Origin of the sequence: Pseudomonas sp. FP597, from assembly GCF_030687435.1 — a bacterium.
GTDB lineage: Bacteria > Pseudomonadota > Gammaproteobacteria > Pseudomonadales > Pseudomonadaceae > Aquipseudomonas > Aquipseudomonas lactucae.
The window spans coordinates 424340-442412 of the sequence record NZ_CP117432.1 but is presented as its reverse complement, the minus strand read 5'-3'; the positions used below and the strand labels follow the sequence as shown (position 1 = coordinate 442412).

15 protein-coding genes are annotated in these 18073 nt (G+C 62.1%); 2 read left to right on the top strand and 13 right to left on the bottom strand.

The window, feature by feature from the left end:
* Positions 1 to 24 precede the first annotated feature (24 nt).
* From hutH to hutC, 8 genes are all read right to left on the bottom strand, one after another.
* Positions 25 to 1533 (bottom strand): histidine ammonia-lyase, encoded by a 1509-nt coding sequence (gene hutH / locus PSH66_RS01945; protein ID WP_305428282.1) that lies wholly within the window; start codon positions 1531 to 1533, stop codon positions 25 to 27.
* A gap of 54 nt (positions 1534 to 1587) precedes the next feature.
* Positions 1588 to 2412 (bottom strand): glycine betaine/L-proline ABC transporter ATP-binding protein, encoded by an 825-nt coding sequence (locus tag PSH66_RS01940; protein ID WP_003171158.1) that lies wholly within the window; start codon positions 2410 to 2412, stop codon positions 1588 to 1590.
* The gene (locus PSH66_RS01935) at positions 2409 to 3260 is read right to left on the bottom strand and encodes a proline/glycine betaine ABC transporter permease (protein ID WP_003171157.1); all 852 of its coding nucleotides are present in this window, start codon (positions 3258 to 3260) and stop codon (positions 2409 to 2411) included. The genes PSH66_RS01940 and PSH66_RS01935 overlap by 4 nt, the downstream gene beginning before the upstream one ends.
* A 71-nt stretch (positions 3261 to 3331) precedes the next feature.
* Positions 3332 to 4297 (bottom strand): ABC transporter substrate-binding protein, encoded by a 966-nt coding sequence (locus PSH66_RS01930; protein WP_305428281.1) that lies wholly within the window; start codon positions 4295 to 4297, stop codon positions 3332 to 3334.
* Positions 4298 to 4365: 68 nt separating this feature from the next.
* Entirely contained in the window at positions 4366 to 5826 is a 1461-nt protein-coding gene (locus PSH66_RS01925) for a cytosine permease (protein ID WP_305428280.1), read from the bottom strand.
* 43 nt (positions 5827 to 5869) lie between these two features.
* Complete coding sequence (gene hutU / locus PSH66_RS01920; RefSeq protein WP_305428279.1) at positions 5870 to 7540, bottom strand: urocanate hydratase; 1671 nt, start codon at positions 7538 to 7540, stop codon at positions 5870 to 5872.
* Positions 7541 to 7882: 342 nt separating this feature from the next.
* Positions 7883 to 8443, bottom strand: a complete 561-nt coding sequence (locus PSH66_RS01915) for a HutD family protein (protein WP_305428278.1) — start codon at positions 8441 to 8443, stop codon at positions 7883 to 7885.
* Positions 8440 to 9150, bottom strand: coding sequence for a histidine utilization repressor (hutC, locus tag PSH66_RS01910; protein WP_225911443.1), 711 nt, complete (start codon positions 9148 to 9150; stop codon positions 8440 to 8442). The genes PSH66_RS01915 and hutC overlap by 4 nt, the downstream gene beginning before the upstream one ends.
* Before the next feature lie 147 nt (positions 9151 to 9297).
* On the opposite strand from hutC, the gene PSH66_RS01905 reads away from it, so the two are divergent.
* Positions 9298 to 10662, top strand: coding sequence for a formimidoylglutamate deiminase (locus PSH66_RS01905; protein WP_003171146.1), 1365 nt, complete (start codon positions 9298 to 9300; stop codon positions 10660 to 10662).
* Positions 10663 to 10715: 53 nt separating this feature from the next.
* Here PSH66_RS01905 and PSH66_RS01900 read toward each other — a convergent pair whose 3' ends face one another.
* A complete protein-coding gene (locus tag PSH66_RS01900) occupies positions 10716 to 11285 on the bottom strand; it encodes a lipocalin family protein (protein WP_003171144.1) in 570 nt (189 codons plus the stop codon).
* 30 nt (positions 11286 to 11315) lie between these two features.
* Complete coding sequence (locus PSH66_RS01895) at positions 11316 to 11570, bottom strand: hypothetical protein (RefSeq protein ID WP_003171143.1); 255 nt, start codon at positions 11568 to 11570, stop codon at positions 11316 to 11318.
* Between the two features lie 165 nt (positions 11571 to 11735).
* Here PSH66_RS01895 and PSH66_RS01890 point away from each other — a divergent pair, with 165 nt between their 5' ends.
* On the top strand, positions 11736 to 11918 hold the full coding sequence (locus tag PSH66_RS01890) for a hypothetical protein (protein ID WP_141063098.1): 183 nt from the start codon (positions 11736 to 11738) through the stop codon (positions 11916 to 11918).
* 55 nt (positions 11919 to 11973) lie between these two features.
* On the opposite strand, the gene PSH66_RS01885 is transcribed toward PSH66_RS01890, so the two are convergent.
* From PSH66_RS01885 to PSH66_RS01875, 3 genes are all read right to left on the bottom strand, one after another.
* Positions 11974 to 12984: a class 1 fructose-bisphosphatase gene (locus tag PSH66_RS01885; RefSeq protein WP_003171139.1), complete on the bottom strand. Its 1011-nt coding sequence runs from the start codon at positions 12982 to 12984 to the stop codon at positions 11974 to 11976.
* 109 nt (positions 12985 to 13093) lie between these two features.
* Entirely contained in the window at positions 13094 to 14446 is a 1353-nt protein-coding gene (locus tag PSH66_RS01880) for a DUF3999 domain-containing protein (RefSeq protein WP_305429564.1), read from the bottom strand.
* The gene (locus tag PSH66_RS01875) at positions 14446 to 17964 is read right to left on the bottom strand and encodes a DUF2339 domain-containing protein (RefSeq protein ID WP_305428277.1); all 3519 of its coding nucleotides are present in this window, start codon (positions 17962 to 17964) and stop codon (positions 14446 to 14448) included. Before PSH66_RS01875 ends, PSH66_RS01880 begins: the two co-directional genes overlap by 1 nt.
* Between the last annotated feature and the right edge of the window lie 109 nt (positions 17965 to 18073).

The window sequence follows — 18073 nt, the reverse complement described above, 5'->3', positions numbered from 1 at the left end:
CTCCTTGTGAATTATTCTTGGTGTTCAGTGCAAATTCGGCAGTGCGGTGTCTTTGAGCAATGCAGCGGCGGCCGCGATGTCCGGCGCCAGCCAGCGGTCCTGCTCATACGCGGGGACCACTTCGCGCAGCAAACGCCAGGCGCGGTCGGTGCCGGCGCCGAAGCGCTGGCCCTTGAGGAACTCGAAGGCCTGGGCCGCCAGCAGGTACTCGATGGCGAGGATCTGAGTCACGTTGGCCAATACCTGGTGCAACTTGAGCGCAGCATTGGTGCCCATGCTCAGGTGGTCTTCCTGCAAGCCCGAGGTGACGAAATTGTCGAGCACCGCCGGCTGCGCCAACTGGCGGTTTTGCCCGCACAAGGACGCGGCGACGTACTGCACGATCATCATCCCGGAGTTCACCCCAGGGTTGCTCACCAGAAACGCCGGCAATCCGCTGACATGCGGGTTGATCAAGCGGTCCAGGCGACGTTCGGCCACCGAGCCGATTTCGGCCATGGCGATGGCGAGCAGGTCGGCGGCCAGCGCCACGGATTGGCCGTGGGGGTTGGCCTGGGACACTACCCGGTAATGCTCCGGAGTGCCGAGCAGCAGCGGGTTGTCGGTGGCGCTGTTGAGTTCGGTCTCGATCTGACGTGTGGCGTGCGCCACCTGGTCACGCGCGGCGCCGTGGATCTGCGGGATCGAGCGGATGCTCAAGGCGTCCTGGGTGCGAATGCCTTTGCTGCCGGCGATCACTTCACTGCCATCGAGCAGCGCACGCAGGTTGATGCCGACGTGTTGCATGCCGGGGTGTGGCTTGAGGGCGATGATCTCAGCATCGAACGCGTCGATCTGGCCGCGCAGGGCCTCGAAACTCATGGCGCCGATCACGTCGGCCCATTGCAGCAAATGATGCGCGTCGGCCAGGGCCAGGCAGCTCAGGCCAGTCATGCACGGCGTGCCATTGACCAGGCACAGGCCGTCCTTGGCGCCGAGTACCACCGGCTGCAAACCTTCTTCGTCCAGGGCCTGTTGCGCCGGGACGATCTGGCCGCGATAGCTCACATGACCGACACCCAGCAGCGCCACGCCGACATGGGCCATATGCGTCAGATAACCCACCGAGCCCTGGGACGGCACTTGCGGCGTGATGCCGTGGTTAAGCAGCGCCAGCAACGCCTGCACCACCTGCGGATGCAGGCCGGATTTGCCGTGGCTGTAGTTGATTACCGCCGCGCAAATGATCGCGCGGGTCTGCTCATCGCTGAGTACCGGGCCGACGCCGCAGGCATGGCTGAGCAAGGTATTGCGCGACAGCTGGCTGAGTTGCTCACCTTCGAGCGAGACATTGCACAGCGCGCCCAGGCCGGTGTTCACGCCATAGGCGCGTTCGCCGCTGGTGACGATGCGTTGCACGATGGCTTGGGCATTGTCGATGCGCGCCCAGGCCTGGCCCGAGAGTTCGAGCGCAGCGCCGTGGCGGGCGACGGCGACTACGTCCTGCCAGTGCAAGGGTGTATCGGCGATGATGATTTTTGCTGCCTGGGACATTGTTGACCTCTTCATATTCTCTACAGCTTTGCCAGCCCCACCACAAAACCTGGATCAGACCACCGCCGCCCGTCGCTGAACAAACCGGTCCACATACTCATCCGCCGGCGAATGCAGGATCTCCCGAGGCGTGCCGACCTGGATCAGCCTGCCGTCCTTGAGGATCGCAATGCGGTTGCCGATACGCACCGCCTCGTCGAGGTCATGGGTGATAAACACGATGGTCTTGTGCAGGGTCTTCTGCAGCTCCAGCAACTGGTCCTGCATCTCGGCACGGATCAGCGGGTCGAGGGCGCTGAAGGCTTCATCCATCAGGATGATGTCAGTGTCGGCGGCCAAGGCGCGGGCCAGGCCGACGCGCTGGCGCATGCCGCCGGACAGCTGGTGCGGGTATTTGTTTTCGTAGCCCTTGAGGCCCACGGTTTCGATCCAGTGCAGCGCACGCTCGGCGCACACCTGCTTGGTTTCGCCACGCACCTTGAGGCCGTAGGCGACGTTGTCGAGCACGCTCTTGTGGGGCAACAGGCCGAAGCTCTGGAACACCATGCTGATCTTGTGGCGACGGAATTGGCGCAGGGCGTCCATGTCCAGTTGCAGGATGTCTTCGCCGTCCACCAGGATCGCGCCGCTGGTGGGGTCGATCAGGCGGTTGAAGTGGCGCACCAGGGTCGACTTGCCGGAACCCGACAACCCCATGATCACAAAGATCTCGCCGGTGCCGATGCTCAGGGACAGGTCGTTCACGCCGACCACGCAGCCGGTCTCGGCCAGGACCTGATCCTTGGTCTTGCCCTGGCCGACCAGCGCCAGGGCTTCTTTGGAGCGGTTGCCAAAAATTTTGAAGACGTTTTTGACTTCGATTTTGCTGACAGTAGTCATTTGCTCGCCTCATGCCGTGGACGACCGTAGGCCTGGGTAATGCGGTCGATGACCACAGCGAGAATTACAATCGCCAGCCCGGCTTCAAGGCCACGGCCGACGTTGAGGGTCTGGATGCCGACCAGAACGTCTTCACCCAAGCCACGGGCGCCGATCATCGAGGCGATCACCACCATCGACAACGCCATCATGGTGGTCTGGTTGATGCCGGCCATGATGCTTGGCAGCGCCAGCGGCAGTTGCACGCCGAACAGTTGCTGCCAGCGGTTGGCACCGAAGGCGTTGATGGCTTCCATGACTTCGCCGTCGACCTGGCGAATGCCCAGGTCGGTGAGGCGAATCAAGGGCGGTGCGGCGTAGATCACCGTGGCGAAAATCGCCGGGACTTTGCCCAGGCCGAACAGCATCAGCACCGGGATCAGGTACACGAAGCTAGGCATGGTTTGCATGATGTCGAGCAGCGGCATCAGCACCGAACGCAAGCGATTGCTGCGCGCCGACAGGATGCCCAACGGAATACCGATCAGCACCGAGATCACCGTGGCGACCATCATCAGCGCCAGGGTTTGCATCAATTTGTCCCACAGGCCAACCGCGCCCACCAGGAACAGCAGACCGACGATCACCGTGGTGGTGACCACCTTGCGCGTGGCGTGCCAGGCGACAGCGCCGACAATCGCCAGCATCAGCCACCAGGGCGCCGCGCGCAGCAGGCCTTCCAGGTTGACGATGGCCCACAGCAGAGTGTCGGAGATCTGCCGAAATACATCGCCGTAATTGGTGACAAGTGAATCCACCCAACCGTTGACCCAGTCGGCAATGGAAAACGTAAAACTCTCAGGAAACATAGCGTGCTCTCGATCCAGTGGGTTGCAGCCGGTCGCCCGGCCACCCCTCAGGGTAGCCGGGCTCACTTGGCCTACAAGGCCGCGTCGATTTTCTTGGCTGCGTCGTCGCTCACCCAGGCGTGCCAGACTTCAGGATGTTCCTTGAGGAAGATCTTCGCCAGTTTCGGCGACTCAATGCGTTCCTTGGCCATGCGCCCCAGGTTCTGGTTAAGCAGGTCGATCGGCAGGTTGACCTTCTCCAGCACGGCCACCAGTTCCGGGGCTTGCTCATGGAAGGTCTTGGACAGACCGACCTTGATGCTAACGGTCTTGTCCACACCGGGTTTTTCTTCGAGCTTGACCAGGTCGACCTGGCCCATCAGCGGGGTTGGCGACCAGTAGTAGAACAGGATCGGCTCGCCGCGCTTGTAGCTCGACAACACCGCCGCATCCAGCGCCGGGCCGGTGCCTGGACGGAAGTTGGTGTAGGTGCTTTCCAGGCCGTAGCTCTTGAGCATTTCGCTGTTGTCCAGCTCGCAGGTCCAGCCGGCCGGGCAGTTGTAGAAACGGCCCTTGGACGGTTCTTCCGGGTCCTTGAACACAGCGGCGTACTTGGTCAGGTCAGCGATGTTTTTCAGGTCCGGGGCCTTGGCCGCAAGCTTGCGCTTGGCGTCGCCTTCGATCACATAGCGCGGCACGTACCAGCCTTCGATCGCACCGACGATCGGCGCACCGACGCCGACGACTTTGCCGGCCTTCTCGGCCTTGTTCCAGACTTCACTGCGGCCGACCCACTCTTCGGCAAACACTTGGATGTCATTGCTGCTCAGGGCGTTTTCCATGGTGATGGAATTGCCCGGCAGGCTGTCGGTTTTGCAGTCGTAGCCTTTTTCCAGCACGGTTTGCAGGATGTCAGTGAGCAACATGCCGCTTTCCCAATTCAGGCCGGCGAACTTCACCGGTTTGCCCGATTCGCACCAACCGGCCGCATAGGCGCCGCTGCTTGCCAGTAAGCCCGCAGAGAACAACGTGGTCAGCAGGGTCTTATTCATTTTCATTGTGTGACGCTCCCAATCATGAAATGGATTACGGCAGTCAAAAGGCATCCTGCCCTGTCCACGTCCCGTCAGGCCTGCGCCGCAGCGCGACCGGCTCCGCTTTTTTCAGTGGCTACAACGCTGTCCCGCTCGACCGGCAGGATCAGTTGATCGGGCACGCTGCCGTGCCATTTTTTTGCGCACAGGTAATACAGGGCGGCGGGCAATACCAGGCCGATGATCCAGGAGATATCCACATCCCCCAGGGTGCTCACCAGCGGGCCGGTGTAGAACTTGGTAGAGATAAACGGCAACTGCACCAGCACGCCGAATACATAGACGCTGATACCCAGCGGGTTCCAACGACCGTAGCGCCCGTTTGGATCGGACAGCGCCGGCACGTCATAGCGCTCGCGGGTGATGCAGTAGTAGTCCACCAGGTTGATCGCGCTCCACGGCGTAAAGAAGGCGAGCAGAAACAGGATGAAGGACTTGAACGCGCCCAGGAACGAATGCTGGCCGAGCAAGGCGATCAAGGTCGCGGTGCCGACAATCGCCAGTACGAACACCAAGCGTTGCAAGCGCGTGACCTCCAGGCGGCCACGGAAGCCGCTGATGATGGTCGCGATGCACATGAAGCTGCCGTAGGAGTTCAGCGTGGAGATGGTGACCTTGCCAAACGCGATGCTGAAATACAGCAGCGCCGCAGTGGCACCCGTACCACTCAAGCCGACGATGTAGGCCACTTCGTGACCGGCGAATTGCCCGTTGGACATGGCCGCGGCAAACACGCCGAGGACCATCGCCACCTGCGCGCCGATCACCGAACCGGCACCGGCGGCGAGAAAGGTTTTTACCGAAGAGGTCTTGCTCGGCAAATAGCGCGAGTAGTCCGCCACATACGGCCCGAAAGCGATCTGCCAGGAAGCCGCGAGCGACACCGCCAGCAGGAAGCTGCTCCAGCTGAAGTGGCGGATCTGCAGGAGTGCGCCAACGTCGGTCTGGCTCATCAGACGGCTGAACAGGTAGACAAAGGCGATCACGCCAATGACGCTGGCAACGCGACCGATGAAGTGGATCACCCGATAACCGAGCACCGTGACCAGCACGATGACACTGGCGAAAATCAAGATGCCGGTGCTGTCGCTGACCCCGAACAACTGGCCCAGCGCCTGACCGGACAATACCGTGCCGGTGGCGGTGAAGCCGAGGTACATCAGGCACACCAGCACGATCGGAATCGCCGCGCCGTACACGCCAAACTGCACCCGGCTGGAGATCATCTGCGGCAGGCCCAGCTTGGGCCCTTGCGCCGCATGCAACGCCATCACGCCGCCACCGATCAGTTGACCGACCAACAGGCCGATCAACGACCAGAACACATCACCGCCCAGCACCACGGCCAAGGCCCCGGTGACAATCGCGGTGATCTGCAGGTTGGCACCCATCCACAGGGTGAACTGGCTCAATAGACGACCGTGTCTTTCCGCTTCCGGGATGTAGTCGATCGAACGCCTTTCGATCAACGGGGTGGTGTCGTTTGCAGCCATGGGTGTTCAACCTCTGATGGATTGTTTTCAGGGGGGTGCTGGCTTACTTGATCATCGGCAGGTTCAAGCCCTGCTCCTTGGCGCAATCAATCGCGATCTGGTAGCCGGCGTCTGCGTGACGCATCACCCCGGTGGCCGGGTCGTTGTGCAGTACGCGGGCAATACGCTCAGCCGCTTCGTCGGTACCATCGCAGACGATGACCATGCCGGAGTGCTGGGAAAAGCCCATGCCCACGCCGCCACCATGGTGCAGCGAGACCCAGGTCGCGCCGCTGGCGGTGTTGAGCAAGGCGTTGAGCAACGGCCAATCGGACACGGCGTCGGAGCCGTCCTGCATGGATTCGGTTTCGCGGTTGGGGCTGGCAACCGAGCCGGAGTCGAGGTGATCACGACCGATCACCACCGGTGCCGACAGCTCGCCGCTGCGCACCATTTCGTTGAATGCCAGGCCGAGCTTGGCGCGCTGGCCCAGGCCGACCCAGCAGATACGTGCCGGCAGACCCTGGAAGCTGATGCGCTCGCGGGCCATGTCCAGCCAGTTGTGCAGGTGGGCGTCGTCGGGGATCAGTTCCTTGACCTTGGCGTCGGTCTTGTAGATGTCCTGCGGATCACCGGACAGCGCCGCCCAACGGAACGGGCCAATGCCACGGCAGAACAGTGGGCGGATATACGCCGGTACGAATCCCGGGAAATCAAAGGCGTTTTCCACACCTTCTTCCTGGGCCATCTGGCGGATGTTGTTGCCGTAGTCGAAGGTCGGGATGCCTTGTTTCTGGAATTCCAGCATGGCTTTGACGTGCACGGCCATCGACTGCTTGGCGGCCTTGATCACGGCAGCCGGCTCGGTCTTGGCGCGAGCGCGGTATTCGTCCCAGGTCCAGCCGGCCGGCAGGTAACCGTTGAGAGGGTCGTGGGCGCTGGTCTGGTCGGTGACCATGTCCGGACGCACGCCGCGCTTGACCAGTTCCGGCAGAATTTCCGCGGCGTTACCCAACAGGGCGATGGAGATGGCCTTGCCTTCCTTGGTGTACTTGGCGATACGCGCCAGGGCGTCGTCGAGGTCGGTGGCTTGCTCGTCGACATAGCGGCTGTTCAGGCGGAAGTCGATGCTGACCTGCTGGCACTCAATGTTCAGCGAGCACGCGCCGGCGAGGGTCGCGGCCAACGGTTGCGCGCCGCCCATGCCGCCGAGACCGGCGGTGAGTACCCAACGGCCCGTCAGGTCGCTGTTGTAATGCTGGCGACCGGCTTCGACGAAGGTTTCGTAAGTGCCCTGAACGATGCCCTGGCTGCCGATATAGATCCAGCTGCCGGCGGTCATCTGGCCGTACATGGCCAGGCCCTTGGCATCCAGTTCGTTGAAGTGTTCCCAACTGGCCCAGTGCGGCACCAGGTTGGAGTTGGCGATCAGCACGCGCGGTGCGTTGCTGTGGGTCTTGAACACGCCGACCGGCTTGCCCGATTGCACCAGCAGGGTTTCGTCGTCGTTCAGGTTCGTGAGGCTTTCGACGATCTGGTCGTAGCACTCCCAGTTGCGCGCCGCACGGCCGATACCGCCGTACACCACCAGTTCTTTCGGGTTCTCGGCCACTTGCGGGTCGAGGTTGTTCATCAGCATGCGCAGCGGCGCTTCGGTCAGCCAGCTTTTGGCGGTGAGCTTGTTACCGCGGGCGGCGCGGATTTCGACGTCACGGTATTTTGTAGGCTTGGTCACAACTCAGACTCCTCGGCGATCGATGCGCGAACAGGGATGGTGCGAAGCAGGGTCTTACGCACACATCTTTACTTGTATGTACAAGCATATGCAATCGAGCGGCCAACTTGAGGAGTGGGATGTTGAAGTTTTTTTGAAGCGCAGCTGTAAGCCTTGGAAATTAAGGCTTCGGGACGTGATGAAATTTCTTGCGGAAGGGTTTTGCAGTCAAAGGGATTTGTGATGACAGCGTGACGTTGCGCCACACTGGGGCATTCGGTAACACGTTGGTGCGCGAGCCGGAAACAGATCGCAAGAACAATGGGAAACAAATATGGGAGGGGCTTGCCCCTCCCACATTTTTTACCCGCGCGGGGTCAGTTCGATGATGCAGCAGCGGCCAGTGACGCAGACGTCCAGCAGCTCGCTGTTACCGTCCACTTGCAGACAATCATGATGACCGAGCTTCTCGCCCAGCACCTTCACTTCATCCGCCACGCTGAACACCAGCACGGTCTGCGCCGTACTGAAAAACCGCTGATCACCGTCAACCCACTGCAACCGCGCATGGTAATGCTGGGGCGAATAGATCAGGTTGAAGTCGCGGATCGGCCCGGTGATCAAGCGGCACGACACTTGGCTGTCGCCGTTGAACGCGAATGGCTGCAGCGGTAACAGGCCGCGCTGCTCTTCGCCATCCACGGTCAACACCATGCCGGCACCCTGGATTACCGTGATCACGCGCTGGTAGCCGGCGAAGGTGGAGAACCCACCCGACTCGCCAATATCGGCAATCGACAGGCGCCAGCCAAAACCATCCAGGCCGGCGCCTGCGTCACGGGAAATTTCTTCGGTGCTGCCGCCGCCGTTTTTCCATGGCATGCGCACGTAATCGGCAGCGCGCCAGATATTGACTGCACTCATTTGCTGAAACGTCCTTCCAGGCTATGACGGGAACCTGGGTGGATCAATCGCGCGGCGGTCACCGGCTGGCGACCCGACCAGGTACGCCGACGAATCAGCAGGCACGGCTCGCCAGGCTCGATCTGCAGCAGCTTGCACTCGGAGGCGTCGGCGAGAATCGCTTCTACGACGTGCTCGCCTTCCGTCAAGGGTGCAACCTGGTTCAGGTAGGCATACGGCGTTTGCTGGGTGAAATCCTGCTGCAAGTAGTCCGGTGCGACCAGGGCGTTGACGAACCGGTCTTCAATTTGCACGGGAATATCGTTTTCGTAATGCACGATCAACGAGTGGAACACCCGCCCGCCTTCGCGCATTTCCAGGGCCACGGCACGTTCGGAACCGGCGGCCTCTTCGCCCAGGTGGATGACCTGGCAGGTATGCCGATGACCGCGGGAGGCGATCTCATCGGCAATGTTGTGCACCTCGAACAGCGCCGACTGGCTCTTGGGCTCGGCGACAAAGGTGCCGACGCCTTGCATGCGCACCAGCAAACCTTCAGCGGTGAGCTCGCGCAGGGCGCGGTTGATGGTCATGCGGCTGAAGCCCAGTTGGCTGACCAGTTCGCTCTCGGACGGCACGCGGTAATGGGGCGGCCAGTTGCCGGTGAGGATCTGCTGGCTGATCATCTGTTTGACGCGGGCATACAAGGGCGCCGGACTTTCGTCCATGTGGGCAGCCAGCGAAGAGTTGGCGGGCGGAGTCGGCACAGGGAATCCTTGCAGGGGGAAAAGATGCATAGATTGCCGGAGTTTACCGAGCAGGCAAACGTCTGTATATGTATATACAAATAAACACACGACCGGAGTGCTCTGATCATGTCCGCTTTCTTTGCCGAACGCGCGCTGCTGCCTAGTGGATGGGCCAACGATGTACGTCTTGAAGTCAGCGCTGACGGGCTGCTGACACACGTCACGGCCAATGCCAGCTCCGATGCCGCCGAACGGCTGAGAGGCCCGGTTTTGGCGGGCATGCCGAACCTGCACTCCCACGCCTTCCAGCGCGCCATGGCGGGTTTGGCCGAAGTGGCCGGCAACCCCAATGACAGTTTCTGGACCTGGCGCGAGCTGATGTACCGCATGGTCGGCAAGATCAGCCCGGAGCAATTGCAGATCATCGCGCGTCAGCTGTATATCGAGATGCTCAAAGCCGGTTACACCTCGGTGGCCGAGTTTCACTACGTGCATCACGATGTCAGCGGCCAGCCGTATAGCGATCGCACCGAGCTGTCGCGGCAGATCAGCCAGGCGGCGGCCAGCAGTGGGATGGGGCTGACGTTGCTGCCGGTGCTTTATACCCATTCAGGCTTCGGCGGCCAGGCGCCCAATGAAGGCCAGCGACGGTTTATCAACAGCACCGAACACTATCTGGAGTTACAGGCGCGTTTGCAGCCGATTCTCGCGGCCCAACCGGCGCAGCAACTGGGCCTGTGTTTCCACTCCCTGCGCGCGGTTACACCGCAACAGATCAGTGACGTGCTGGCCGCCAGCGACAAGAGGTGCCCGGTGCATATCCACATTGCCGAGCAGCAAAAGGAAGTCGACGACTGCCTGGCCTGGAGCGGCAAGCGTCCGCTGCAATGGCTGTATGACAACGTGGAAGTCGATGAGCGCTGGTGCCTGGTGCACGCAACGCATGCCGACGCGGACGAGGTCACACGCATGGCCAGGAGCCGCGCGATTGCCGGCTTGTGCCTGACCACCGAAGCCAATTTGGGCGATGGAATTTTCCCGGCGGTGGACTTCCTCGCCCAAGGTGGGCGCCTGGGCATTGGCTCCGACAGCCATGTATCGCTGAGCGTGGTGGAAGAACTGCGGTGGCTGGAATACGGCCAGCGCCTGCGCGATCAACGGCGCAACCGTTTGTATCGCAGCGATCAACCGATGGTCGGGCGGACGCTGTTCGATGCCGCGCTGGAGGGCGGCGCGCAGGCACTGGGGCAGCCGATTGGTCGGTTGGAAGTGGGTAAACGTGCGGATTGGATTGTGCTGGACGGTAACGATCCCTACCTGGCGACTGCCAGCGAGGATGGGATTCTCAACCGCTGGCTGTTCGCCGGCGGTGATCGGCAAGTGCGCGATGTGCTGGTAAACGGCAAGTGGGTGGTGCGCGATGGGCGGCATGCCGGCGAGGAAGAAAGCAACCGGGCGTTTACGCAGGTACTGAAGGATTTACTCGGTTAAAAAATGTGGGAGGAGCTTGCCCCCTCCCACAATGGATCTGTGGTGATTCTGGGTTACTGCGAAGTCTTGGCCATCTGCTTGTCCGACGTACGCCAGATCAACCGAGTGGTGTCATAGCCCTGCTGCCGCGCCCGGCTCAGCAGGTCTTCGCGGGTATCGGCGCTCACTGTAGGCGTGCGCGACAAAATCCACATGTAGCGCCGGCTCGGGCTGCCGACGATGGCGGTCTTGTAGTCATCGCTGACGTACAGCACCCAGTAATCGCCCTTGGCCACGCCCGGTAACAAGGCGGTAAACCAGTTATTGAATTCCACCCAGAGCTTGTCGGTCTTGCCGGGCACTTGCGGCGTCGCTGTGCCCTTGGCTTCTTCCCACTTCCATTCGCTGGTCAGGCAGCGGTTGAACACCGACACGTCGCCGTCAGGCAACAGGGTGTAGCGAGCTTCGGATTGCGCGCAATTGCGCTGGAAGTACATCGGCAGTCGGGCCAGCTCATACCAGGTGCCCTGGTAACGCTTGAGGTTGACGCTGCCGGCAGTCTTGGGTTGCAGATCATCGCCAGAATGGCTGGCGCAGCCCGCCAAAAACAGGCTGGCGCAAAGGAACACAACAAAACGCATCATTCTTCTTCTCCCGCAGGCTTGCGCCCCGGTTTACTTCAGGCCTTGCCCGGAAAACATCAGAACCTTGTCACCGGCATATTGAACGCTGATAAAGCTGGTTTTATCGCCCCAGGTGCAACTGGACATGCCCAGTGCGCCGGAACAGTCAGTAGGCTTGCCCAGCAACGACTCGACCTCAGCCTTGGGCATTCCGGCCGACAGTTTTGCGTAATTCTCTTGATTGACCTTGCTGCAGGCGGCCAACAGCACGCAGAAAGTCAGCAGGGCAAGACGGCGTAACGACATGGAATAACTCCTGGAGGGACAAGGCAGCGTGGGTATCTGCCAGAAGCTTAGAAGGGAAAACAGGTGTCTGGTTCCCGATGCGGGGTGGTATTTCTTTTTTCTGCACAGGGACTGCGCTGTCCTGCCAAAATCGCAAAGTTTGCACTTGGATGAGGACTCCAGCTCATGAGTGAAGAAAGCAAATTCGAGCTATACGCTTCAGAAACAAAAGTGATGTTGGAACGACTCGCTTCAGGCGCGCAGGAAATCGAGTCAGGACTTTATCAGGACCTCGACGACGTCTTCATAGAGCTGGACCAGAGCCAAACCGCTGATACCCGCAAAAATGAAAAAGCCCCGAAACGCTGAAACGTTTCGGGGCTGTTTCAAAATGTAGGAGCGAGCGTGCTCCTACAGTTAGACCTTACTTCTTGTGATAAGCCGTCACACGCTCAACTTCTTCCTTCGAACCCAGGAACACCGCCACACGCTGGTGCAGGCCTTCGGGCTGGATGTCGAGGATGCGCTGGTGGCCGTCGGTGGACGCGCCGCCCGCCTGCTCGACCAGGAAGGACATCGGGTTGGCTTCGTACATCAAGCGCAGTTTGCCCGGTTTGGACGGCTCGCGGCTGTCGCGTGGGTACATGAACAGGCCACCACGGGTCAGGATACGGTGCACGTCGGCCACCATGGCAGCGACCCAACGCATGTTGAAGTTCTTCTTCAACGGGCCTTCTTCGCCTTCCATCAATTCGTTGACGTAGCGCTTGACCGGTTCTTCCCAGTGACGCTGGTTGGACATGTTGATCGCAAATTCCTGGGTGGATGCAGGAATGGTGATGTCTTCGTGGGTCAGCACGAAGCTGCCCATTTCGCGGTCCAGGGTGAAACCCTTGACGCCGTCGCCCAGGGTCAGCACCAGCATGGTCTGTGGGCCGTAGATCGCGTAACCCGCAGCCACCTGCTCAGTGCCTGGCTGCAGGAAGGCCTTTTCGTTCAGGGCTTCGTTCTGGCTCAGGTATTCGTTCGGGCAGCGCAACACGGAGAAGATGGTGCCGACCGGTGCGTTGATGTCGATGTTGGACGAACCGTCCAATGGGTCGAATACCAACAGGTAGGCGCCTTTAGGGTATTTGCCCGGGATCTGGTAGGCATTGTCCATTTCTTCGGACGCCATGCCGGCCAGGTGACCGCCCCATTCGTTGGCTTCAAGCAGGATCTCGTTGGACAGCACGTCGAGCTTCTTCTGCACTTCGCCCTGCACGTTTTCTGTGCCCATGCTGCCCAGGACACCACCCAGTGCGCCTTTGGAGACGGCGTGGCTGATTTCCTTGCAAGCACGCGCCACCACTTCGATAAGGAAGCGCAGATCGGCAGGCGTGTTGTTGCTGCGGGTCTGCTCAATCAAATAGCGACTCAAGGTAACGCGGGACATGTAAGGCTCCGGAGAATGGGGGGCTTGAAAACCCGCGCAGTTTAACGCGAGTCGGGGCGTATTTCCTCCTATCAGAGGATTAAAACCCAATAGAGTTCATGGACTTTATCTAACCTGCCGCCGGCGGCTTGCGCAGCAAACTGTAGGCCATGGCGCCCAGCGCGGCCACGCCGAGCAATAATACGGCCCAGAGGGCGTACTTTTTCCAATTCGGCCCGCTCTCGACAGCCGTCACAACCGCAGGCGGCGTGGCGGCGATCTGCCCGGCTATTTTGGCTTGTCCCAGTGCCTTGAGGCGCTCGGCGCTGTAGTCCGGGATCAGCGTCGACAGTGGCAGGTTCGCGGCCTTCACCGAGGCATTGCCCAACGCCAGGCTGAACGGCGGCTCTCCACGGGCCAGGAACACCAGTTGGGTCGTGCGCACCGCCAAGCGCAAGGCTGGCGCTTGAGCACCCAGGCCACCGCCGCGCTCATCCACCTGCAACCTGAGCTGGTTGACCACCTGGCCGGGCAACTGCAACTCATCCTGCACCACGTCCTGGCCGTTCTGGGTCAGGCGGTACAACAGGCCACTGCTCAAGGGCTGCCACGCTTGCTTGGCATCACTTCGCCCCGACAACGTCACCGGCGCCAGCGTATTGGGCTGCTGCAGCTCAATACGCAAGCGCTCCGCATTCAGCCCCGTGGGCAGCTGCCAGCTGTATTCGCCGGCACTGAGTCGCGTGCCGGCCAACGGCTGCGACCACACCAGCGGCATCGGCAGACTGCTGCTGGTGGCGCTGGTCAGTTTGGCCGAAGTCAACAGCGGCGCCGCCTGGCCTTGCCATACCAGGCGCAGGTAACGCGCCGATTGCCCCGGCAAGCTGACGTCATGCTGCTCGACCCGCTCGTCGGCAAACGACAAGCGCGCCACTTGCCCATCGCCCCAGGATTCCCAATGTTGCAGGTCGTCGCTGGCTTCCATGCTGAAACGCTGGAAGCCGTCCCGCTCGCGACTCCAATCGAGACTCAGCTGCTGCAAGGGCGCCTTGATCGCGCTGGCGTCCAGCACCCAGCCGCGCAGGACCTGCTTGCCCGGTTTCGCGGCGGTGCTCGGTTTGATTTCCACCAGGGTGCCTTCGGCGGTGGTTTTCATCACCACACCGGGCAAGGCCTGCTGGGTGTCGGCGGCGTACAGCGGGAACCACTTCACGTCGGTGACGTTGCGGCTTTCGGTGCGCAGGGACGACTGGCGCGACAGCGCATACGCCTGAGGCTCACCGGCAGCGTTGAAGACGCGCACATCACCGAGGTCCGCCTGACGCGCATTCAATTGCACGTCCAATGGCAACTCAAGACGATACCAGGGGCCGTTGCCGCTGACGCTCAGCGGCACCCGGCTGGCGAAATCCGCCGGGACTTCCTGAGCCCACGCCGACACCGCCGCACACAGGCCCACCAGGGCCACGCTCAACTTACCGATCAAGAGGCTGCTCCTTCAGTTTCCAGCACAGGTTCGACACGTTTGGGCGGCAGCGGCGCGAAGTAGCCCACCACCAGCAACAACCCGCCCACGCCGATAAACGACACGATTCGCGCCAGGCCGCCGCGATTGCTCAGCTCGACAAAGAACAACTTGGCCACCACCAGCGCAATCAGCGCCGCGCCGATCAGCCACACTTCGCGACGATGGCGCAAATGGCCACCGATCATCAGGCCCAGGGCGATCAACGTCCAGACGATCGACAGGCCGGCTTGCACCAGCATCGATTCAAGCAACGCGTCCAGCTGGAAGGGGACGCCGCCCCAATGGTGAGCCGTGCGCATCACCAGTGCGGTGAAGAACGCAAACAGTGAAAGCCCCGCGACACCCTGGGCGAGCAACTCGGCCCTTGGCCCGCGTTGCGGCGCGACGCCGCGCGACCACACGTACACACCCAGCAACGCGAACAACAGGCCAAGGTCCAGCGGGTTGAGCAGCGGTACATAGGGCAACGGCTCAGCCGTGCCGTCGCTGAAGCTGTTCGCCAGCCAGAACCAGCCGAGCATCAGCAACGCCAATGGCAATGCCGCGAGCACGCGATACTCTCGTGGATACGCCGACACCGGCCACGGCCAGTTGCGCGGCGCAGCCGCCAGCACCAGATAAAGGCTTGGCAGCACCGCCCAGCCCAACCAGCGCCAGGCGTTGTATTCGGCCGAGAAACGCAGCAGACCGTAGCGCAGTTCCAACGCCAGCACGCCGATCAGCATCCAGCAGCCCACTACATGGGCGATGCTCAGCGCCCTGCCCGGCACTACCGCCGCCAAGCGCCGCAGCGAGATGAAATGCACCGCAAACACCGCCAGCCACGCCAACCATCCGTACTGCGCCGCCGGGTGGTAATAGGTGTGCGCCGAGGCCAGCAGCACGATGCCCGCCGCCGGCATCAGCAAGGTGCAGAGCATGCCCAACGACGCCCAGCGCAGGCGTGTCGCCAGCAGCGTCCAGATCGCCACGCTGATGGCAGCGATGCCGAGCAGGAAGGCGCCTTGCAGCTCGCCGGGAACAAAACGCAGTACTTCGCCGGCCAGGGCCATCGTCCACCAGGCCGCGCCCCACACCAGCAGCAAATCGGACAAACGTTGCAATTTGAGCACCGAAAACACGGGTGCATGGGGCTCACGCTGCAAGCGCCAGGCGCCGACCATGGCGGCCAGCCCCAGCACCATGGGTGTCCAGAAACCGCTGTGGGCCAGTGGGCTCAATGCGTCGCGGCTCAAAGACCCGAGCAGGTCCGGCACCGCCAGCAGGAACGAGCCACCGCCGATCAGTTGCAGCAGCAAGCCGAAGATAAAACTCACGCGCTGTTGCAGATACAGGCTCAACCAGATGATCAACAACCCACTGGCCGCCCAGACGCCACTGGCGCTTTCCCACGGCAGCACGAACAGCACGGCGAGGTTGATCAGCACCAGTCCGGCCAGCAGCACCACCGACAGGCCGCGCAACAGGCGCACATCGTTGCGCACCATGTCGTCACGCGCCGCCAGCAGCATGCCGCCGATCAAGGCCAGGCCGATCAGCGAGGCCGTGAGCAAGCCGCTCCAGCCGGCATCGAATACCGCCGCGCCCTCACCGCCCTGCAAACGCAGCAGGAACAACGCGCCACCCAACAACTGCACGGCAAACGCAGCGAACAGGAAGGTGCGCGAGCCAATGCGCAGACCGATGAACAGCGTCACCAACCCGGCGATGGCCCAACTGACAGCGGTGCCTTGGGTCAGCAACAGCAACGGCGCCAGCAGGTACAAGAAACCCAGGCCCAGGCTCGCCAGGACCGGCAGGCCGCGGCGCTCCCAATCCGCCGCCTGCTCGCCGGGCGCCTGGCGCAACTGCTGGAAGCTGAACAGCAACGCCGCGCCCAGCAGCAAGGCTCCCAGTGGCGCGCCATCAAGCAAGGTGTGCTCGCCGATGCGCAACTCGCTGAGGAACGCCAGTGCCGAGCCCAACTGCAGCAACAAGCCAAAGGCTCGCGCCAACGGTCGTTGTTGGCGCAGACCCAGCCAGAAGATCCCGGCGCCTTCCACTGCCCAGGCTGCAGCGGTCCAGCGCGCATCGAGGCCCAGCGGAATCGCCAGGCTGGCAAAGATCACGCCCAGGGCCAGGCAGGTTTCCGCCAGCAGCAAGGCACGCCCGCCGCTCAACAACCGCGCCAGGCCCATATAGATAATGCCCAGGCCCAACGCGCTGAACGCAGCGGCAAACTCCAAGTGCTGCACCAATGCGAATTGCAAGCCAAAGCCCACCAGCGGCGGGCCGAACAGCATACTGCCGTCGACATAATCGCCCTTGGCCGCCGACCAGCGCAGCAAGGCATCACGGCCCTCGGGCGCGTCGCCCATTTCCTGCAATTTGCGCCGGGCGAACAACAGGCCGATGGCCAGGTACATCAGGAAAAACACCATCAGGAACGGTTCGGTGCTCCACAGCAGCTCCGGCGTGTAGGAGCGCATGCCCCAGGCGAAGCCGATGCCGAACGTGCCGACAAAACCGATCAGGTTGAGCAAACGCCAGGCCTTGAACCAGGCAATGGCGAGGATGCCGGTATTGAGCAGGGCAAAATAGCTGAACAGCGCCACATGGTTGCCGGCACCGGTGGACGTGAGGATCGGCGCGGCAAAACCACCGAGTGCCGCCGCACAGGCCAACCCCAGCGCGTCCTGGGTAACCGCCAGGATCGCCGAGAACACCGTGACCGCCACCAGCAGGCCCAGGGCCGCGCCGGGGTCGATCAGCGGGTGCAGGCGCATCGCCGCAAATACCGTCAGGTACAACACCGCGATGCCGGTGCCCTGGAGCATCAACCCGTAATTGCTGTTACGCAGCCGCAGCCACCAACCCAGGCCCAACAGGCCGAGGGCGGCGGCGGCCACACCGGCGTAACGCAGCTCGATCGGCACCACCATGCCTTCCGTGGCATAGCGCAGCAGGAACGCCAGGCCGAGGAACAACAGCACCACACCGACCCGCAGCACAGTGTTGCCGCCAAACAGCCAATTGCGCGCACCGCTGATGGCGCGTTCGATCAGGTTGGGGCCACGCGGGGCGGCAGGTTCCTGGAGACGTGGGGTGGCGACCCAGACATCATCCGGCAGCGGTTGGCTCGGTTCGGCAACGGCGGCAACGGGCGCCAATTCGGCCGGCAACTCCCAGACAAGCTCGGGGGCCTGGGCGACAGGTGCGGGTTCGGGGGTAAATTGCGGGACGGGAGCTTCGACAATGGCGCTGCCAGGTGGCGCGGGGACTTCCAATTGCCGCAGCCGCTCGCCCAGCGCGATCAGGGCCTTTTGCGTGGTTTCCAACTGGAGCGCTTGTTGATTTGCCTTGGATGACAGCTTCGACAGGCCAATCGCCTGGCCAATGCCCAACCCCAGCAGCGCACCGATGCCCGCATCATAGAACGACTCATCGAGCGTCCAGCCGAGCACCAGGCCAATCAGCATGAAAATCCATTGCATCGTCGATATTCCCTGAGCAGCCCGAGGTGGGCAAACCGGGGCCTAGTATATCGACGCGCAGCCAATGTGGGAGGGGGCTTGCTCCCGATAGCGGTGGACCAGTCGACAT